At 71.9% G+C, this 18,165-nt stretch carries 16 protein-coding genes; 7 read left to right on the top strand and 9 right to left on the bottom strand.

Annotated features, from left to right (window positions below; translation table 11 throughout):
* Positions 1-6: 6 nt before the first annotated feature.
* The 3 genes from ACIPSA_RS22215 to ACIPSA_RS22205 form a co-directional block, all read right to left on the bottom strand.
* On the bottom strand, positions 7-1,716 hold the full coding sequence (locus ACIPSA_RS22215) for a sulfite exporter TauE/SafE family protein (protein WP_402637591.1): 1,710 nt from the start codon (positions 1,714-1,716) through the stop codon (positions 7-9).
* On the bottom strand, positions 1,713-3,284 hold the full coding sequence (locus ACIPSA_RS22210; protein ID WP_402637589.1) for a tetratricopeptide repeat protein: 1,572 nt from the start codon (positions 3,282-3,284) through the stop codon (positions 1,713-1,715). The genes ACIPSA_RS22215 and ACIPSA_RS22210 overlap by 4 nt, the downstream gene beginning before the upstream one ends.
* Positions 3,285-3,427: 143 nt before the next feature.
* On the bottom strand, positions 3,428-4,972 hold the full coding sequence (locus ACIPSA_RS22205) for a DUF4331 domain-containing protein (RefSeq protein ID WP_402637587.1): 1,545 nt from the start codon (positions 4,970-4,972) through the stop codon (positions 3,428-3,430).
* A 205-nt stretch (positions 4,973-5,177) separates the two neighbouring features.
* On the opposite strand from ACIPSA_RS22205, the gene ACIPSA_RS22200 reads away from it, so the two are divergent.
* The 3 genes from ACIPSA_RS22200 (at position 5,178) to ACIPSA_RS22190 (ending at position 6,920) form a co-directional block, all read left to right on the top strand.
* Positions 5,178-5,720, top strand: coding sequence for a sigma-70 family RNA polymerase sigma factor (locus ACIPSA_RS22200; protein ID WP_402637585.1), 543 nt, complete (start codon positions 5,178-5,180; stop codon positions 5,718-5,720).
* Positions 5,717-6,529 carry an anti-sigma factor domain-containing protein gene (locus tag ACIPSA_RS22195; RefSeq protein WP_402637583.1) on the top strand — a complete coding sequence of 271 codons (813 nt, stop codon included), beginning with the start codon at positions 5,717-5,719 and terminating at the stop codon, positions 6,527-6,529. Before ACIPSA_RS22200 ends, ACIPSA_RS22195 begins: the two co-directional genes overlap by 4 nt.
* Positions 6,530-6,644: 115 nt before the next feature.
* Entirely contained in the window at positions 6,645-6,920 is a 276-nt protein-coding gene (locus tag ACIPSA_RS22190; protein ID WP_402637581.1) for a hypothetical protein, read from the top strand.
* Positions 6,921-6,983: 63 nt separating this feature from the next.
* Here the strand turns inward: ACIPSA_RS22190 and ACIPSA_RS22185 are convergent, their stop codons facing one another.
* Genes ACIPSA_RS22185 through ACIPSA_RS22175 form a run of 3 tightly spaced genes read right to left on the bottom strand, consistent with a single transcriptional unit; the run spans position 6,984 to position 9,944 of the window.
* Positions 6,984-8,180 (bottom strand): CaiB/BaiF CoA transferase family protein, encoded by a 1,197-nt coding sequence (locus ACIPSA_RS22185; RefSeq protein ID WP_402637579.1) that lies wholly within the window; start codon positions 8,178-8,180, stop codon positions 6,984-6,986.
* Positions 8,181-8,223: 43 nt separating this feature from the next.
* On the bottom strand, positions 8,224-9,003 hold the full coding sequence (locus ACIPSA_RS22180; protein ID WP_402637577.1) for an ABC transporter permease: 780 nt from the start codon (positions 9,001-9,003) through the stop codon (positions 8,224-8,226).
* Positions 9,000-9,944 (bottom strand): ATP-binding cassette domain-containing protein, encoded by a 945-nt coding sequence (locus ACIPSA_RS22175; protein ID WP_402637575.1) that lies wholly within the window; start codon positions 9,942-9,944, stop codon positions 9,000-9,002. The genes ACIPSA_RS22180 and ACIPSA_RS22175 overlap by 4 nt, the downstream gene beginning before the upstream one ends.
* Positions 9,945-10,007: 63 nt before the next feature.
* Between ACIPSA_RS22175 and ACIPSA_RS22170 the strand changes: the two genes are divergently transcribed.
* Positions 10,008-10,718, top strand: coding sequence for a TetR/AcrR family transcriptional regulator C-terminal domain-containing protein (locus ACIPSA_RS22170; RefSeq protein ID WP_402637573.1), 711 nt, complete (start codon positions 10,008-10,010; stop codon positions 10,716-10,718).
* A 186-nt stretch (positions 10,719-10,904) separates the two neighbouring features.
* Here the strand turns inward: ACIPSA_RS22170 and ACIPSA_RS22165 are convergent, their stop codons facing one another.
* Genes ACIPSA_RS22165 through hmgA form a run of 3 tightly spaced genes read right to left on the bottom strand, consistent with a single transcriptional unit; the run spans position 10,905 to position 14,221 of the window.
* Positions 10,905-12,101, bottom strand: coding sequence for a type ISP restriction/modification enzyme (locus ACIPSA_RS22165; RefSeq protein WP_402637571.1), 1,197 nt, complete (start codon positions 12,099-12,101; stop codon positions 10,905-10,907).
* Between the two features lie 26 nt (positions 12,102-12,127).
* Positions 12,128-12,877, bottom strand: coding sequence for a GntR family transcriptional regulator (locus tag ACIPSA_RS22160; protein ID WP_402637569.1), 750 nt, complete (start codon positions 12,875-12,877; stop codon positions 12,128-12,130).
* A gap of 27 nt (positions 12,878-12,904) precedes the next feature.
* Positions 12,905-14,221, bottom strand: coding sequence for a homogentisate 1,2-dioxygenase (gene hmgA / locus ACIPSA_RS22155; protein ID WP_402637567.1), 1,317 nt, complete (start codon positions 14,219-14,221; stop codon positions 12,905-12,907).
* Positions 14,222-14,372: 151 nt separating this feature from the next.
* Here hmgA and ACIPSA_RS22150 point away from each other — a divergent pair, with 151 nt between their 5' ends.
* The 3 genes from ACIPSA_RS22150 to ACIPSA_RS22140 all read left to right on the top strand — a co-directional run bounded on the left by ACIPSA_RS22150 (position 14,373) and on the right by ACIPSA_RS22140 (position 18,050).
* A complete protein-coding gene (locus ACIPSA_RS22150) occupies positions 14,373-14,963 on the top strand; it encodes a hypothetical protein (protein WP_402637565.1) in 591 nt (196 codons plus the stop codon).
* A 64-nt stretch (positions 14,964-15,027) separates the two neighbouring features.
* On the top strand, positions 15,028-15,645 hold the full coding sequence (locus ACIPSA_RS22145; RefSeq protein ID WP_402637563.1) for a TetR family transcriptional regulator: 618 nt from the start codon (positions 15,028-15,030) through the stop codon (positions 15,643-15,645).
* Positions 15,646-15,818: 173 nt separating this feature from the next.
* Positions 15,819-18,050 carry a molybdopterin oxidoreductase family protein gene (locus ACIPSA_RS22140; protein WP_402637561.1) on the top strand — a complete coding sequence of 744 codons (2,232 nt, stop codon included), beginning with the start codon at positions 15,819-15,821 and terminating at the stop codon, positions 18,048-18,050.
* Positions 18,051-18,165 lie beyond the last annotated feature (115 nt).

The following is an 18,165-nucleotide window of genomic DNA, read 5'->3' as shown; positions in this document are numbered from 1 at the left end:
AGTAGCTCAGCCGAGTGCTGATGCCGCCCCCTTGAGTACCAATCCGGCCCCGAGGGCCAGAACGACGAACGCCGACGCCAAGGGCATGGTCCGGCGCACCAGGCCGGCCACCGGGTGGGTGGTCCAGCGGGGGCGCCTGTCCATCATCCGGGTCATTCCCGTACCCAGCTTGACGACCGCGAACCCGGCCGCGGTGAGGGTCAGGGCGAGCCCCACCCCGTACGCGATGACCAGCAGCAGCCCGAACCAGGCCTGGCCGAGGGCCGCCGCGCCGACGAGGACCACCACGGCGGACGGACTGGGCACGAGCCCGCCCGCGAAGCCGAGGAGGATCGTGCCGCGGAGGGTGGGGGCGGTGGAGTGGGTGTGGGTGAAGCCGCCGTGGGTGTGTTCCACGGTGTGGTCGTGGTCGTGCCCGTGGTCATGTTCGTGGGTGTGGTCGTGCCCGTGGGTGTGATCGTGATCGTGGCTGTGATCGTGATCGTGACCATGGCTGTGGTCCTGCTCATGCCCGTGGTCATGTCCGTGGTGGTGGCCGTCACCGTGGTCGTGGTCGTGGTCGTGGGTGTGCGCGGCGAAGGCCGTCCCGCCGTGCGCGCCGACCAGGGCCAACGGGCGCTCCGGAGCCTCCTCGTGAGTGTGCGTGTGCCCGTCCCTGTGCGGGTGGTGGTGAAGCGCGTGGGCACGGTTGCGCCAGGCGCGTCGTACGAGGTTCGCGCCCGCCACGGTCACCAGGACGCCGCTCGCGATGCCGAGCCAGGCGATCACCGAAGGGGTGGCGGCCGAACCGGCGGTGACGAGCAGGCCCAGGGCGACGACGCCGAGCGTGTGGGTGACCGTGACCGAGGCGGCGAGCGGCAGGACGTCCTTCAGCCGGGCCTTGCCGCCGCGGGCGGCCGCCGTCGCGGCCATCAGGGTCTTCCCGTGGCCCGGGGCGAGGGCGTGCATCGCGCCGAGGACGATCGCGATGAGCAGGGCGAGGGAGGCGAAGCCGACGGTGAGGTCGTGGCGGGCGACCAGGTTGTCCAGGGCGCGGGTCCAGCGGTCGGCGCCACGGGGCAGCACGGAGGCCGCGGGGGCGTCCTGCCGTTCCTCGGTGAGGGCCGGCCCGCCGGGGCGCACGCGCAGGGAGGCGGTGACGGTGTCCGCGGGGGAGGAGAGCAAGTCCTTCGGGTAGCTCGTGAGTTCGTGCGACACGGACTTCTTCGGGACGTCGGAGGAGGTGAGGGTCATCCGGTCGCCCTGCGCCGTGATCTCCCGCCAGCCGGGCCCGGTGGTCGCGCCCTCGCTGTGGAAGCCGAGGGCCACGGTGCTTTCCTTGGGGAGCCGGGCGGTGAACCGGCACTCCACACGGAGGGTGTTGAGTCCGGCCTGGCCGGGGCGCAGCCGGGCGTGGCTGCTGCCGGCGGACAGGGCGGTGGCACGGCCGTCGACGGTGACCTTGCTGCCCTCCGCGGCCTTCTCGCACCGCTGCCGCGCCCACTCGGTCATGCCCAGCCGTTTGATGTCGGGCTTGGCCTGGGTGGCCGGGATCTCGGCCAGGTCCTCGACATGGTCGACGCGGAGCTGCCCGGGGGCGGCGACCAGGCCGTCGTAGCGGTTGACGGTGAAGTTGCCGAGGGGGTGCGCGCTCGCGCTCGTGGAAGGGGCGAGCGCGAGCGCGCAGGCGGCCGTCAGCACGGCCGCGGCGGAGGCGAACACCCGACGCGGTGTCACTTGGCCGCCTCCAGGTTCTTCAGCGCGGTACGGGCCTTGCTCGCGCCCAAGGGGGAGAAGCCGGGATTCAGCTTCAGGGCCGCCTTGAGGGAGGCGCGGGCGTCGTTCCTGTGGCCCGTGGCGAGTTCGATCATGCCGCGGTGGTAGCGGAAGGAGGCGTTGCGGTAGCCGGTGGCGGTGGCCCGGCGGGCGTAGGGCAGGGCCTCCTCGTCGTGGCCGTTGACGTGCAGGGCCCAGGCGAGGGCGTCCGCGGTGTGCACGGTGTGGCGGCGGGCCCACTCGGCGCGTGCGGCGCGCAGGGCCTCGGCCTTGTCGCCGTGGTCGGCGGCGGCGAGGGCGGTGTCGAGGTCGGCGTTGACGCCGTTGGCGCGGGCGAGGGCGATCCAGGCTTCGACCAGGGCGTACTGGTCGCCGGCCTTCGCCTTGTCCCCTTCGGCGCCGCGGGCCTCGTACAGCTCGCCGAGTTCGACGAGGGGGCCGGGCAGCGGATAGCGGGAGACGACGAGCTCCATGCCCTTGATGGCGTCGGCCCGGTCGCCGCTCGCGGCCTGGGCGCGGGCCCGGCCTTCGAGGGCGGGGAGGTAGTTGTCGTCGGCGGCCAGGGACCGGGCGTAGTAGGTGAGGGCCGTCTTGTAGTCGCCCTGGTTCCAGGCGAGTTGGCCGAGCTGGGCGGAGACGTACGCGATGTCGCCCTTCGAGGTGGCGCCGGCCAGGGCCTGCTCCAGTACCTGCCGTGCCGCGCCGACCTCACCGCGCAGTTCGCGCACATAGGCGTAGCGCGTGAAGACGGGGACTCCCGGGCGGCGCTCGTCGGCGGTGTCGGCGGCCTTCGAGGCCTCGTCGTACCGGCCGAGTTCGACGAGGGCGTCGATACGGGAGGAGAGGGCGCGTTCGCTGTAGGGGTTCTCCTTCAGGACCCTGTCCGCGTAGGTCAGGGCGTCCTTGAAGTCGTGCCGGGCGGCGGCCAGGGCGGCGCGGCCGCAGAGGGCCTGTTCGTTGTCGGGGACCAGCTTCAGGGAACGCTGCAGTGCCTTCTCCGCCTGCGGATACCGGGACGGGTCACCCTTGGTCCGCGCCTGTTCGACGTAGGCGAGGCCGAGGGTGGCCCAGCTGCCGTAGTCCTTCGGCTGCGACCGGAGATGGGTCTGGAGGGCGGCGATGCTCGCGTCGAGGCTTCCGCTGGTCAGCAACGCGGGATCGACGGCACTGGAAGCGGCCACGGACACCGGCGCCTTGTCCCGCGCGGCCCCGAGGGCGATCGCCCCGCCGGTCATCGCCACGGCCAGCAGAGCGGCACATCCGGCGAGCCGGGCGGCCCGCCAGCGCCGCCCGGCGGCGCCGACCCGCCGCACGGCCTCGACCCGCTCGTCGCCCTCCGTGGAGCTCGTGGCTTCGCTGTCCCCCGCGTCGTGCTCCTCCGTGGAGGCGGCCACCTCGGTGTCCGGGGTCTCCGTGTCCGGAGCCGACGTGTCCGTGGTCCTGCTGTCCGGGGCCTCGGTGTCCGGCAGGTCGCCCTCTGCGTCCACCGGCCGCGCGGCGGGCTCGTTGTCGTTCGTACGCGGGGACATGCCCTCTCCTAGGTCGCCTGGTCGCTGCTCGGTGGAACTCGATGGAACTCGGTGAAAGCCGGTGGAAGTCGTGGGGGTGGCGCGGCCCGCGCCGTGGGGGATGTGGGTACGCGGGCCGCGCCAGTCGGTGGGGTGCGGATCGATCAGTACGAGCGCTGCATGCGGCGGCGCCACCACGCGAGGGCGGTGCCGATCAGCAGGATCCCGGCCGCGCCCGAGGCCGCCGAGCCGGCGATCAGGACCGTGTTGTCGGAGCCGCCGGCCGACGAGGTCGCCGGCTGCAGCGCGTCACCGAGCTGGCTCTTCACGTCCGTGCCGCTGGTCGTGCCCTTGGCGAGCGCACCACGCGAACCGGCCGTCGGCTCGGCCACGTAGGGGAAGTACTTCTCGAAGCTCTTGTCGTTCTTGTCGACCGCGTCACCGAGGTCGTTCTTGGAGCCGACCAGTTCGCCCTCCACGACCTGGAGCGCCTCGTCGATCACGTCGTCGGAAAGCCGACGGCCGTTCGGGAAGCCCGCGTTGTCGCCGTCCAGGACACCGAGCCGCTTCGGCTTGGCGGTGGGCTTGATGGACGTGTTCAGGCGGAGCATCTCCGACGGCGTCGCGTACGGCTGCTCCTGGTTGAGGTCCTTGACGCCCGTGAGGAACACGCTGACGAGGTCGTTGCGGGGCTCCTTCGGTGCCTTGATCTTGTAGATCGCCTCGATGAGCTTCGGCAGCTCGGGGTTGGTGACGTTCTTCAGGAACTGCCCGTCGTCCTTGGGCTGGGACGCGTTGAACTTGTCCTTGTCCTTCTGCGGGTTGACGACCTCGTTGACCAGCGGGTTGCCGAGGCGCGACACCTGCGAGTAGTAGCCCTGCGCGTTCCTGCGCTGGGTCGTCGCGTAGATGCCGACGGTCGGGCGCTTCGCCGACTGCCGGATCAGGTCGTTGGGCACCTGGAGGGCGATCGTGTTGACGTTGTAGCCCTTGAGGGTGTCCCGGCCGACCTCGCTGAGGTTGCCGCCGTACAGCAGGTCGAAGACACGCAGGTCGGCGAAGAACGGGTCGTCGGCCTGGCCGGCGAAGGTCGCGCCGCCGTTCGAGGTCTTGTAGATGGCCTGGGAACGCAGCTTCGCGTAGTCCGGCATCGACGCCTTGCCGACGTCCGACGGGGCCACCGGGACGTTGCTGGCGGCCCTCGTCCTGTACTGCTGCCTGCCGTTCTTGAGCTTGATGAGGTCGAGGTCGTACGACTGCGTGACGTTCAGGTCCGGGTCGTTCAGGCTGTCGACCACGCCCGTGTTGTAGAGGAACGTGTTCTTGTTCTTGATCTTGGTCTTGAAGGTGTAACGGAAGATCAGGTCGTCTTTCGCGTCACCGTTGTTGTCGATGTGGATGTCGTACTGGGCGTCGTCCGCGAACTGGTAGAAGTTCGGGCCGCCGGCCGGCTCCTCGAAGGGGATGTAGTCCGACACGATCGTCGTAGTGTCCGGCTTGTCCGGGCTGACGAACGCGTACAGGTCCGTGTTGTCGTACTGCGGAGTGCCCGAGATGAGCGGGGCCTCCCGGTGGGAGGAGGCGGATGCCACCCCCGGTTCCAGCGTGGCGACGCCGGCGGCTGCGAGCCCGCCGGCGGCCAGCGCACCACTGATGAGCGTGACAAGGCCCTTGCGACCCGTGCCGCTCCTGGAGAATAGAGGTGTCATGCCGTCCGTCCTCAGTCCCAACTTGCTTGACGGACGGGTATACGGAGCGGAGGGCCCGTTCGGATTGGTCCGACGCAAAAAATCTTTTCTTCTTCTCCGACCCGCGTTTTCGGCCCGCTGATCCGTACCCCATCCGGAGGTGCGTTCGTTGCGAATGCCTGGTGTGACGGGACGGTCCGGGTGCGACGGGGGAGAGGGGGCCCGAGTGGAGGCGGACGAGCTGCTGGTGCTCGTGGCGGGCGGCGACCAGAAGGCATTCGAAGACTTGTACGGGCTGGTGTCGGGTCCGGTGTTCGGGCTCGTGCGCCGCGTGGTGCGTGACCCCGCTCAGTCCGAGGAGGTGTCCCAGGAGGTGCTGCTCGAACTCTGGCGCTCCGCCGCCCGGTTCGATCCCGGACGGGGCAGTGCGCTCTCCTGGGTCCTCACCCTCGCCCACCGTCGCGCGGTCGACCGGGTGCGCAGCGCCCGCGCGGCCGGTGAGCGCGAGCAACGCGAGGCGATGCGCTCCGGGTTCCCCGCCTTCGACCAGGTGACCGAGGAGGTCGAGGCAGGGCTGGAGCGCGAGTGGGTGCGCCGCTGCCTGGACCGGCTCACCACGCTCCAGCGTCAGTCCGTCACCCTCGCTTATTACGACGGCTATACGTACCGTGAGGTGGCCGAGCGGCTCTCTCTGCCGCTGGGCACGGTCAAGACCCGTATGCGCGACGGACTCACCCAGCTGCGCAAGTGCCTGGGAGGTGTCGCATGAGCGTCCTCGACAAGCTTTTCCACCGCGAGGATCTGCACTCGCTCGCCGCCCCCTATGCGCTGGACGCCCTCGAACCCGGTGAGCGGCGCCGCTTCGAGAAACACCTCGCGGACTGCGACCGCTGTGCCGCCGAGGTGCGGGCCCTGTCCGAGGACGCGGTGCGCCTGGCCTGGTCCACGGCCGCCCCGGCACCGGTCGCCATGCGTGACCGGGTGCTGGCCGCCGTGCGCGCGACTCCGCAGGAGTCCGCCCCGGCGCGGGAGCGCGCACCCCAACTGCCGCCGCACGTCTGGGGCACGCAGCCGCCGCCGGCCCGCACCCGTACGCCCCGGACGCGCCCCTTCTTCGTTCCGTTCGCCACGGCGACCGCGGCCGCGGCGCTCGTCGTCGCCGGGCTGTTCGCGGTCCAGGCCAACCGGACCCAGGACAGGCTCGATGCCGAGCGGACGCAGGCGCGTGAGATCGCCCACGTTCTGGCGGCTCCGGACGCCCGCGCGACCAGCGGCAAGGACGGACGGGGCGGAAGTATCGGAGTGATCGCCTCCGCATCCGAGGGGCGGGCCGTTGTCACGCTCAGCGGGTACGGAGACCTGCCCAGCGGACGCGTGCACCAGCTCTGGCTCATGCGCCCCCATGCGCAACCGCGCTCCCTCGGCCTCTTCGAGGGCGACACGCCCTTGATCGCGGCCGGTCTCGGCAAGTCCTCGACGTCACTCGCCGTAACCGTCGAACCCGACGGGGGCTCAGAAGAGCCCACTACTCAGCCCGTTGTCCAACTCGCCCTGAAATCAGTTGGATTCGGAGAGTAATCGTCAACCCCTTTATGGGGAAGGTGAATCCTGTGAGCGCAATACACGCGTGCCCGGCCGGGGCGATAGGGTTAGCCTGCCCGGGCCGGGTGGACTCGTACGGGTGGGGAGTGACATGGAGCAGATAACAGTGCGCAGCAGGGCGAGGGTCCCTGCGATCACATGCGGGAGCAGCGCGACCAGTTCGCGCCTCGACCGTCATCTTTCGGTGCTGGCGGGTCCCGCCGTACCGCAGCAGAAGACGGCCGAGGCGACCTCGCTGATGCGTGAGCTGACGGCACGTGACGCCGCGCACGAGCGCAGCGACCGAGGTGCGCGGGTCAGCCGCGTCTCCCTCTTCGCTCCGCTGCGCCGGCTGCGCCGTTCGCTGTTCGGCGGCCACAAGCACTGAAGTCCCGCGCCGGGGCCCGCCCGCGCGCCGTCCTTCTCTGCCACCTGATCCGCCGAACAGGCCCTAGGCCGCGACGCCGTCCCGGCGCAGTGCTGCGATCTCATCGGCCGTCATCCCCACGGCACGCAGCAGCGCCCCGGTGTGCTGTCCGAGCGCGGGTACGTCCCCCATCCGCGCCTCGTCCCCGCCCGGCATGGTGATGGGCGGGAGCAGTGCCCGCAGCGGTCCGACGGGCGTCCCCACCTCCCGCCACCGCTCTCGGGCCGTCAGCTGCGGATGCTCCGCCAGTTCGTGCAGGTCCCTCAGGCGTGCGCACGCGATGCCCGCGTCCTCCAGCAGCGCCAGCGCCTCGTCGGCATCCAGCGAGCCCAGCGCCTTGGCGACCAGCTCGTCGGTGCGCTCCCGGTTCGCGACCCGTGCGGCGTTCGTCGCGTACGCCGGGTCGGTCCCCAACTCGGGCCGTCCCATGACCTGTTCGGCGAGCCGACGCCACTCCCGGTCGTTCTGCACCGACAGCAGCACCCGCCCCCCGTCCGCCGTCGGATAGGCGTCGTAGGGTGCGATGACGGCGTGCGCGAGGCCGGTGCGCGCCGGGGGAGTGCCGCCGTGCATCGCATGGTGCAGGGGGTGCCCCATCCACTCGGCGAGGGCCTCCAGCATCGACACCTCGACCGGCCCGCCGCGCCCGGTCGTCCCGCGCCGCACCAGCGCGGCCAGCACCCCGGAGAAGGCGTACATGGCCGCCGCGATGTCCGCCGCCGGGATCCCGGCCTTCACCGGCTGCTCGGGCGTCCCGGTCACCGACACCAGCCCGGCCTCGCACTGCACGAGCATGTCGTACGCCCGCTTGTCCGCGTACGGTCCGGACGCCCCGTACCCCGAGATGTCCACGGCGACCAGCCGCGGGTGCGCGGCGCACAGCGTGGCCGCGTCGAGCCCGAGCCGGGCGGCGGCCCCCTGCGCGAGGTTCTGCACGAACACGTCCGCGTCCGCGACCAGCCGCCGCACGACGTCGAGGCCGCGCGGGTCCTTGAGGTCGAGGGCGATGGACTCCTTGCCCCGGTTGCACCACACGAAGTGCGAGGCGAGACCGCGGGCGGCGGTGTCGTACCCGCGCGCGAAGTCGCCGCCGTCGATCCGCTCGACCTTGATGACGCGGGCGCCCAGGTCGGCGAGCTGCCGGGTCGCGAAGGGCGCGGCCACGGCCTGTTCGACGGCGACGACGGTGATGCCCTCCAGGGGCGGCGGGAGTCGGTCCATAGGGGGGATCATCCCCTTGACCGGCGGTTCTGTCAGCAGCGGGTCATCGGCCGTGCGCGTACCGGTGAACGGCGAGCGGTGCGAAGACGGCGATGAGCACGGCGCACCAGGCCAGCGAACCGGCGACGGGATGCGCCACCGGCCAGGCGGCGCCGTCCGGCACCGGGGCGTTCCCGAAGAGGTCGCGCAGGGCCGTGGTCACCGCGCTGATCGGGTTCCACTCGGCGAGCGTGCGCAGCCAGCCCGGCAGGTTGCCGGTGGGGATGTACGCGTTCGACAGCATCGGCAGCAGGAAGGTCGAACTGCCCAGCTGACCGGCCGCCTCCTCGCTGCGGGTCAGCAGCCCGAGGAAGATCCCGGCCCAGGTGCAGGCGAACCGGAACAGCAGCAGGAGGGCGAACGCGTCCACCGCGTCCGGTGCAGACCCCTCGACCCGCCAGCCCACCGCGAGCCCGACCAGCAGGAACGGCACCGTCCCGGCGGCCGTGACGACGAGGTCGGCCACCGCCTGGCCCAGGGGTACGGCGGCCCGGCTCATCGGCAGCGTACGGAAGCGGTCCATCACGCCCCGGTGCGAGTCCTGGGCGGCCTGGAACATGCCGGTCATGATCCCGTTGGCGGCGGTCGCCACCAGCAGCCCCGGGACGAGGAAGGAGCGGTACTCCCGGCCGGGCATCGCGAGCGCGCTGCCGAAGACGTACCCGAAGAACAGCAGCATGGTGATCGGCATGGTCTGGGTGAGGACCACCAGGCCCGGATTGTTGCGGAGCTGCCGCAGCCGGCGGCCGAGCATAGCGGTGCCGTCGTATGCCAGCTCGCTCATGCCGCAAGCTCCTTACTGCCCGTGAGCCGGAGGAAGACGTCGTCGAGGGTCGGCTGCTTCAGACTGGCGTCGACCAGCGGCACGCCCGCCGCGTCGAGTTCGCGCACGAGGCGGGGGAGCGTCAGCGTCGGATCGGTGGTGAACGCGCCGACGGCGTGCCGGTCGTGGTCGAAGGCCGGCTCGGTGCCGGTGAGCCGGTCGAGCACGGCCGCGGCCTTCGCCAGCGCGTCGGGGTGGGTGACGACGGCCTCCGCGTACGACCCGATGAGCGACTTGAGCTCGGCCGGTGAGCCGGTGTGCGCGACCCTGCCCCGGTCCACCAGGGCGATGTCGTCGGCGAGCCGGTCGGCCTCCTCCAGGTACTGGGTGGTCAGCAGCACGGTCGTGCCGTCCGCCTTCAACTCGCGCACGGCGTCCCAGATCCGGTTGCGACTGGCCGGGTCGAGTCCTGTGGTGGGTTCGTCGAGGAACAGCACGTCGGGCCGGCGTACGAGGCTGGCCGCGAGGTCCAGCCTGCGCCGCATCCCGCCCGAGTAGGTCGAGGCGGGCCGGTCGGCGGCCTCGGTCAGCCCGAGGCGCTCCAGCAGCTCACCGGCCCGCTCGGCCGGTCCGCGCACCCGGTGCAGCCGGGCGAACAGCCGCAGGTTCTCCCGCCCGGTCAGATCCCCGTCGACCGAGGCGTACTGCCCCGTGACCCCGATCCGGCGCCGCACGGCCGCCGCCTCCCGTACGAGGTCGTGGCCCGCGACCCGGGCCGAGCCCGTGTCCGGCCGCAGCAGCGTGGTGAGCAGCCGTACGGCCGTCGTCTTCCCCGCCCCGTTCGGGCCGAGCAGCCCGCAGACCGTGCCCTGCGCGACGGCCAGATCCAGCCCACGCAGGGCGTGCACAGCGCCGAAACGCTTCTCCAGACCCTCACTAAGTACAGCGTACGTGGTAGTCATGCGTCGACCATAGCGCACTACGTACGATGTACGTAACTAGCATGGTGAGCGAGGTGATGATCGATGGCACTCCGAGGGGCCGTACCCGAGGTGATCTGGGCGCGCCCCGAGCGCACGGGCCGTGGCCCGAAACCGGCTTACACCCGCGCCGACATCGCGGCCGCCGCCGTCCGGATCGCCGATGCCCAAGGGCTGGACGCGGTGTCGATGCGGCACGTCGCGGCCGAACTCGGCTGCGGGACGATGTCGCTGTACAACTACGTCCCCCGCAAGGAGGACCTGTACGAGCTGATGGTCGACGCGGTCAGCGCCGAGCACGAGCTCTGGGAACCGAGCGGCGACTGGCGTGCCGACATGCTCCGGGTCGCGAACCAGACCCGCGCCCTGATGCACCGCCACACCTGGATGCCGCGCCTGATGTCCCCGGTGTACGGCTTCAGCCCGAACGCCCTGCGCTATCTCGAACACTGCCTGGCCTGCCTGGACCCGCTGGAGGCGTCCTACGGCACGAAGATGGAACTCGTGGCGATGCTCAACGGGGTGGTGACGACGTACGTCAGGAACGAACTCGAAACCGCCGAACGCACCCGCTCCCTCCCCTGGTCGGAGGAGCAGGAGAACGCGGTCCGGATCGCCTACCTGGGCAGCCGGATCGCCACGGGCGCGTACCCGCACATGGCGGCGGCGTACACGGAGGACGCGGGGCCGATCGATCTGGAGGCGGTGTTCCAGAGGGCGTTGGAACGGGTGCTCGACGGATTCGCGCCGCGCTGAGCGCTCCGCCGGAAGTCCGGTGTGTCGTCCGCGGGTCCGTCGTGGCTGGTCGCTCCCCCAAGTTCTCGGCTTCGCTCGAACAGGGGGGGGACCCCCATCGCGGCGGAGCCGCATGTCGATATCGCCCCGCGCTCCTTCAGGGCGCTGCCGAACCGCACCGGACCCGCCTGGCGTGGCCGGTGGGGGTCACAGCAGCGCGAACTGGCCCTCCGGGCCCTCCTCGTGGTGGTCCAGTACCGAGGCCGGCCTGCGGGCCGACTCCGGGACCGGGAGTACGCCCGCCGTGCGCAGGTCCGTGGCCGTGATCGGGGCCGTCATCCGCAACTCGGCCTGCTGGGGGCGCAGTTCCGCCAGCAGGGACAGGACCGTGATCAGTTCCAGGAGCTCCGACGTGCGGGTCTGGGGCCAGGTGGCCGGGCCGATCGCGGCCAGGGTGCCCGGCTCGGCGGGTGTGGTGCGGGCCGTGAACCACTGTTCCAGGACGCGTACCCCGGCGACCTCGAAGTCCCAGGCCGCCGGCGGTACCGGAGAGACGCGGCCCTCGTCGAGGTGGAGGGCCTCCTCGTCGCGGTCGTAGTGCACGGTGAGGATGGGGGTCCCCCCGCTCGAGCGAAGTCGAGAGTGGGGGAGGGACGGGAGCGGGGCGCGGACGTACGGGCGGCGGCCGCCCGGCAGCTTGGGGCGTTCGCCGTCGCGGCGCATCAGCCACAGCATGCGGCGGCCCGACTCCACGCCCCGGGACCAGAGTCCGGCGTCCGAGGTGAGCGGGACCGTGAGATCCGGGCGCACGGTCGCCAGGGTCCACGCCAGGACGTCCAGCGGGCCGGGGGACAGGCTGAGACGGCCGCCCAGGTGCTCCAGCAGTCCCGGCGCCAGATTGGGTTCCGTGCCGCCGGGGCGGCGGTACAGCGGGCGGATGCGGCCGGATCGGAGGACGGGTGGCAGCGACGTCGCCAGCAGCGGCGGGCCCGGGGCGTCGGCGATCGACTCCACGGCGAAGACCTGGTGCTCGTCCGCCACCCGCCACAGCTCGGGGCGTGCCGTGTCGATCAGCCGGTGGTCGGGGATCAGCCACTGCTCGTCGAAGGGGGCGGCCAGGACGCGTACCGGCTCCGGGCAGGGGCCCGAGGCGCGCACCAGCTTCCCCGTGCCGCTCGGCCGGCCCGGCAGCTGCCCCACCGACGAGTGCAGGGTGCGCGAGCGCGTCGGCTCGAACAGGGCCTCCCGGTCGGGGCCGTCGGCCTTCAGCAGGGCGTCCCAGCGGGCCCTCAGGGAGGCCGCCTCGGGCGCCGTCGGCCAGGCGCGGCCCGGCCGCAAGGGTGCGACGGACCACGGCATGAGGTCCGCGAGCAGCGGAGCGTCGTCGTTCGTCACGGTGGGCATGGTACGACCTGGTGGCGCGCGGCGGGTCAGGTGGCGTCCAGGGTCACCGTGAAGGAGAAGCGGTCGCCCCGGTAGTGGATGACCGCCACGTCGAGGACCCGGCCGTCCACGTCATACGTCACGCCCGTGTAGTGCAGGATCGGGCTGAGCAGCGGGACTTGGAGCAGTCGTGCGGTGTCCGGATCGGCCAGCCGGGCCTCCACGGTGTCCGTGATGCGGCTGATGTCCGCCCCGACGGCATCCCGCAGCACCTTGGTCATCGGCCAGCGCACCAGGTCGTCCAGGTCGATGCGCGCGGCCAGTTCGGGGCGGACGTGGTTGCGGGCGTGGTTGGTCGGCTCGCCGGTCTTCTCGTCGCGGCGCAGCCGGTGGTACGTCGCCACCTCCGCGAGGTCCGGGAAGTACTCGGCGAGTTCGGCCGGCACGGGCACCTTTGCGTGGTCCAGCAGTTCGGTCGTCATGCCGGACTGCTGGGCCACGATGGCGTCCACCGAGCCCAGCAGCCGCACGGGGGCGCCCCGCAGCACACCGGGCTCGATGAACGTGCCCCGCCGACGGTGACGGCTGATCAGCCCCTCGTCCTCCAGCTCCTTCAGCGCCTGCCGCATGGTCAGCACGCTCACGCCGTAGTGCTCCGCCAGCCGCTCCTCGGTGGGCAGGCGCAGCGGGTCCTGGGGCGAGCGGCCGAGTATCGAGGCGCGCAGCGACTGCGACACCTGGTACCAGAGCGGCAGCTTGCGGTTCAGGACGATCGAGTCCGGGGCGAAGGAGGTCACGGGGCCATCCGTACCTGTCTGGAATCTTCAGTGCAAGGGGCGGAAATGCCGCTCCAGGCCCTGCCACACGTCGTCGTACCGCTGCTGGAGGTGCTCCGCCCGCTCCGCGTGGGGCGTGAGCGTCACCGGCCAGCGTGTCTCGAACATGAACGCGAGGCCGTCGTCGATCTTCTGCGGCCGCAGTTCGGCCGCGCTCGCCCGGTCGAACGTCTCCCGGTCCGGCCCGTGCGCCGACATCATGTTGTGCAGCGATCCCCCGCCCGGCACGAAGCCTTCAGCCTTCGCGTCGTAGGCGCCCTCGACGAGCCCCATGTACTCGCTCATCACGTTCCGGTGGAAGTACGGCGGCCGGAAGGTGTCCTCGCCCACCAGCCAGCGCGGCGCGAAGACCACGAAGTCGACGCCGGCCAGGCCCGGGGTGTCGGACGGTGACGTGAGGACCGTGAAGATCGACGGGTCCGGGTGGTCGTACGAGATCGTACCGATCACGTTGAAACGGTGCAGGTCGTACACGTACGGAACGTGGTTGCCGTGCCAGGCGACGACGTCGAGCGGCGAGTGGTCGTACGTCGCCGTCCACAGGTTGCCGCAGAACTTGTTCACCACCTCCACCGGGCCCTCGACGTCCTCGTAGGCGGCGACGGGTGCCCGGAAGTCGCGGGCGTTGGCGAGACCGTTGGCGCCGATCGGTCCGAGGTCGGGCAGCCGGAAGGGTGCCCCGTAGTTCTCGCACACATAACCGCGGGCACCCTCGTCCAGCAGCTCCACACGGAACCGCACCCCACGCGGAATCAGCGCCACCTCTCCCGGCTCCGCGTGCAGCATCCCGAACTCCGTGCGCAGCAGCAGCCCGCCGTGCTCCGGGACGATCAGCAGTTCCCCGTCGGCGTCGCTGAAGACGCGGTCCATGGAGGCGTTGGCGTGGTACAGGTGCACCGCCATGCCGGCGCGCTGGGTCGCATCGCCATTGCCGCCCAGGGTCCACAGGCCCGCGAGGAAGTCCGTCCCGGGGGGCGGCTCGGGCAGCGGGTTCCAGCGCAGCCGGTTCGGGTCGGGCACGGTCTGCGTGAAGGGCGCCGTACGGATCGCGCCGTTGTCGGTGCGGGAGAACGCGGGGTGTGCGGCCGAGGGGCGGACGCGGTACAGCCAGGAGCGGCGGTTGTGCGCCCTGGGCTCGGTGAACGCCGACCCGCTGAGCTGCTCGGCGTACAGCCCGAGCGGTGCCCGCTGCGGCGAGTTGCGGCCCTCGGGCAGGGCGCCCGGCACCGCCTCCGAGGCGTGCTCGTTGCCGAATCCGGAGAGGTAGGCCAGTCCCTCGGCGGTCTTCCGCGCGTCCCCGCTCATGATCGCTCCCTTGCGAACCCGATTCCTATGTAACACCGTAGGATTGCGTTTTCGCGGGCGCAAGAGGGTCTCGCGATCTCCACCCGGGGGCCGGTGAGAACCAGACTTCAGGGGGATTCCGCCGTGCGAACGGTGTTCTAGCCTCCCGGGCATGCCGTGGACGCGTGGACTTCTCGCCGCCCTCGCGGTCTGCGTCCTGCTGCCGGCCGGAACGGCGAGCTGCGGATCGGGTGAGGCGCGCGAACGTGGGGGCGACCGGGTGTCGGCCTCGCCGGTGGGCGAACTCCTCGACCGGACGGACGAGCGGGGACGGCGCTACCGTCAGGTCGGCAGGAGCCACGCCCCCGGCGTCGGCGTCGAGGTGACGCCCGACGCCGGCGGCAGCTGGGACGTACGGCTGACCGTCCGCGACTTCCGCTTCTCACCGGCCGGCGTGAAGGCCGAGCCGGTGGCGGGGCGCGGCCTGGCCTACCTCTTCGTGGACGGCGACCTGGTCACCCGGCTCCGCCGCCCCGGCTACCGCCTCGCCGCCCGCCTCGTCCCGCACGGCACCCACCACGTCACGGCCCGCCTCTACGCCGACGACGGCACGGTGTGGGCCGTGCACGGCAGGCCGGTCGAGAGCACGGCCGACATCACGGCGTCGGGAGCGGAGACCGCGTCCACGGCCACGCCCGCGCCCGCGCCGGCCGAGAGCGACGCGACGAGCTCCTCGACCGCCGTGGGGACCCCAGCGCTATGAGTGCATCGGCCACCTTCTTCCGTACTCTGGGGCGAGGTTCACCGGACCCCGGCGGAAAGGCATCATGAAGCCCGTGCCCCACGCGACATCGCTTCGCCGAGCGCCCGTCCAGCGGCGCAGTGCCGAACGGCTGACCAGGATCCTCGACGCCTGCGCCGACCTCCTCGACGAGGTCGGCTACGACGCCCTGAGCACCCGGGCCGTCGCGCTGCGCGCCGGCGTTCCCATCGGCTCGGTCTACCGCTTCTTCGGCAACAAGCGGCAGATGGCCGACGCGCTCGCCCAGCGCAATCTGGAGCGGTACGCCGAGCGCGTCACCCAGCGGCTGAGGGACGCGCGGCGCGGGGACTGGCGGGCGGCGATGGACGCCGTGCTCGACGAGTACCTGGCCATGAAGCGCACCGCCCCCGGCTTCTCCCTCGTCGACTTCGGCAACCAGATCCCGGTCGGCGCCCGCCACGCCGAGCCCAACCACCGTGTCGCCGACCGCCTCACCGACCTGCTCTCCGGCTACCTCGGCCGCACCCCGGACGACGATCTGCGCCGCACCTTCCTGGTCGCCGTGGAAACCGCCGACACGCTGGTCCACCTGGCCTTCCGGGTGGACCAGCAGGGCGACGAGGCGATCATCGCCGAGACACGGGAGCTGCTGCGGGCCTATCTGGCGCGGGTGCTGGACTGAACCATGACTCGAGCCATGACTCGAGCCATGACCCGAGCCAGGACCTGAACCGTCACCGCACCGCCCCTTTCCGGACCGCTCGCCGAGAGCCCTCCCCATTGGGCATACCGGTCGGTATGCTCAGCCGTGTCCGTGCGCCACCGTCGCCGCGCCGCCGCTCCCCGGGAGGACCCGTGTCCCGCACCGCCCTGCGAATCTGCCCCCTGTGCGAGGCCACCTGCGGGCTGACCCTCACCATCGAGGGCACCCGCGTCACCGGCGCCCGCGGCGACCGCGACGACGTGTTCAGCAAGGGGTTCATCTGCCCCAAGGGCGCCTCCTTCGGCGCCGTGGACGGCGACCCGGACCGGCTGCGCGCCCCCCTCGTCCGCAAGGACGGCGAGCTGCGCGAGGCCACCTGGGAGGAGGCCTTCGACGCGGTGGCCGAGGGCCTGCGGCCGGTCGTCGAGCGGTACGGACCCGACTCGGTCGGTGTCGTCCTGGGCAACCCCAACGTGCACACCATGGCCGGCGCCCTCTACCCGACGGTCCTGCTCGGCGCCCTGCGCACCCGCAGCCTGTTCACCGCCTCCACGGTCGACCAGATGCCCAAGCACGTCTCCAGCGGGCTCCTGTTCGGCGACGCCAACGCCATCCCCGTCCCCGACCTGGACCACACCGACCACCTGCTCCTCATCGGCGCGAACCCCCTGGAGTCCAACGGGAGCCTGTGCACCGCCCCCGACTTCCCGGGCAAGCTCAAGGCGCTCAAGGCGCGCGGCGGCACCCTGACCGTCATCGACCCGCGCCGCACCCGCACCGCCAGACTCGCCGACCGGCACATAGCGATCCGCCCCGGCACCGACGCGCTGCTGCTCGCGGCGATGGCGCACGTGCTCTTCGAGGAAGGACGCGTCGAGCTCGCCGAGTTGGCCCCGCACGTGCAAGGGCTCGACGAACTCCGGGACGCGATACGGGACTTCACCCCCGAGACCGCGGCGGAGGCCTGCGACCTCGACGCGGACACCATCCGCGCCCTGGCCCGCGAACTCGCCGCCGCCCCGACCGCCGCCGTGTACGCCCGCATCGGCAGCTGCACCGTCCCGCACGGCACACTCGCCAGCTGGCTCGTGGACGTCCTCAACATCCTCACCGGCAACCTCGACCGGCCCGGCGGCGCCCTCTTCCCGCAGGCGGCCACCGACAGGACACCCCGGCCCGCCGGTCCCGGCCACGGATTCGCCCTCGGCCGCTGGCACTCCCGGGTGCGCCGGCACCCCGAGGCGAAGGGCGAGCTGCCGCTCTCCGCGCTCGCCGAGGAGATCGACACCGCCACCGATGAGGGCGAGCCGATCCACGCCCTCATCGCCGTGGCCGCCAACCCCGTGCTCTCCGCCCCCGACGGCGCCCGGCTCGACAAGGCCCTGGACTCCCTCGACTTCATGGTCAGCGTCGACCCGTACCTGAACGAGACCTCGCGTCACGCACACGTCGTCCTGCCCCCGCCGCCGCCCTCGCAGAGCCCGCACCACGACTTCGCCTTCAACACCCTCGCGGTGCGCAACCAGGTCCGCTACACCCGCCCCGTCGTCCCCCTGGAGCCCGGCCGGATGGCCGAGTCCGAGATCCTGGCCCGGCTGATCCTGGCCGCGAGCGGCATGCACGGCGCCGACCCGGCGGCCGTCGACGCGATGGTGATCGACCAGACCCTCGGCAAGGCGGTCCGCGAGGAACACTCGCCCGTGCACGGCAGGGACCCGAAGGAGCTCGCCGCACAGCTCACCGGCGACACCGGCCCCGAGCGGCGGCTCGACATGATGCTGCGCCTCGGGCCCTACGGCGACGGCTTCGGCGTACGACCCGACGGGCTGACCCTGGAGAAGCTGCTCGCCCACCCGCACGGCATCGACCTCGGCCCGCTGGGCCCGCGGCTGCCGCAGCCGCTGAAGACCAGGAGCGGCAAGGTGGAACTGCTGCCGCGGCCGATCGCGGACGACCTGCCCCGGCTGCGGGAGGCGCTGGCCGACCGCCCCGACGGGCTCGTCCTCGTCGGCCGCCGTCATCTGCGCTCCAACAACAGCTGGATGCACAACGTGCCCGCCCTCACCGGCGGCACCAACCGCTGCACTCTCCACATCCACCCCGAGGACGCGGAACGCCTGGGCGTGCGCGACGGGGCGGACGTACGGCTGAAGGGGGCCGGGGGAGAGGTGGTCGCCCCCGCCGAGGTCACCGACGGCGTCCGGCCGGGTGTGGTGAGCCTGCCGCACGGCTGGGGCCACGACCGCCCCGGAACCCGTATGAGCCATGCGGCCCTGGAGCCCGGCGTCAACGTGAACCAGCTCCTCGACGGCAGCCTGCTCGACCCCCTGTCGGGCAACGCGGTCCTCAACGGCGTGCCGGTCGAACTCACCGCAACGTCGTGACCTGGAGTTCTGTGCTGATTGCCGGCGTGGCAGTCTGTTCGACCCACTGTCGGGCAACGCTCCGTCGCCCAGGTATCCGGGTACGTGTCTTCCCCCGGCCGCGTACATTCCGTTA

It is taken from the genome of Streptomyces sp. NPDC086549 (assembly GCF_044746205.1).
GTDB lineage: Bacteria > Actinomycetota > Actinomycetes > Streptomycetales > Streptomycetaceae > Streptomyces.
This window is presented reverse-complemented; position numbering and strand designations above follow the sequence as displayed.

Excerpts from the sequence above, each read along its gene's own strand:
- ACIPSA_RS22170 (WP_402637573.1), top strand. The coding sequence starts at position 10,008 with ATGGCACTCCGAGGGGCCGTACCCGAGGTGATCTGGGCGCGCCCCGAG.
- ACIPSA_RS22145 (WP_402637563.1), top strand. The coding sequence starts at position 15,028 with ATGAAGCCCGTGCCCCACGCGACATCGCTTCGCCGAGCGCCCGTCCAG.
- ACIPSA_RS22195 (WP_402637583.1), top strand. The coding sequence starts at position 5,717 with ATGAGCGTCCTCGACAAGCTTTTCCACCGCGAGGATCTGCACTCGCTC.
- ACIPSA_RS22185 (WP_402637579.1), bottom strand. The coding sequence starts at position 8,180 with ATGGACCGACTCCCGCCGCCCCTGGAGGGCATCACCGTCGTCGCCGTC.
- ACIPSA_RS22180 (WP_402637577.1), bottom strand. The coding sequence starts at position 9,003 with ATGAGCGAGCTGGCATACGACGGCACCGCTATGCTCGGCCGCCGGCTG.
- ACIPSA_RS22175 (WP_402637575.1), bottom strand. The coding sequence starts at position 9,944 with ATGACTACCACGTACGCTGTACTTAGTGAGGGTCTGGAGAAGCGTTTC.
- ACIPSA_RS22150 (WP_402637565.1), top strand. The coding sequence starts at position 14,373 with ATGCCGTGGACGCGTGGACTTCTCGCCGCCCTCGCGGTCTGCGTCCTG.
- ACIPSA_RS22205 (WP_402637587.1), bottom strand. The coding sequence starts at position 4,972 with ATGACACCTCTATTCTCCAGGAGCGGCACGGGTCGCAAGGGCCTTGTC.
- ACIPSA_RS22210 (WP_402637589.1), bottom strand. The coding sequence starts at position 3,284 with ATGTCCCCGCGTACGAACGACAACGAGCCCGCCGCGCGGCCGGTGGAC.
- hmgA (WP_402637567.1), bottom strand. The coding sequence starts at position 14,221 with ATGAGCGGGGACGCGCGGAAGACCGCCGAGGGACTGGCCTACCTCTCC.
- ACIPSA_RS22190 (WP_402637581.1), top strand. The coding sequence starts at position 6,645 with ATGGAGCAGATAACAGTGCGCAGCAGGGCGAGGGTCCCTGCGATCACA.
- ACIPSA_RS22165 (WP_402637571.1), bottom strand. The coding sequence starts at position 12,101 with ATGCCCACCGTGACGAACGACGACGCTCCGCTGCTCGCGGACCTCATG.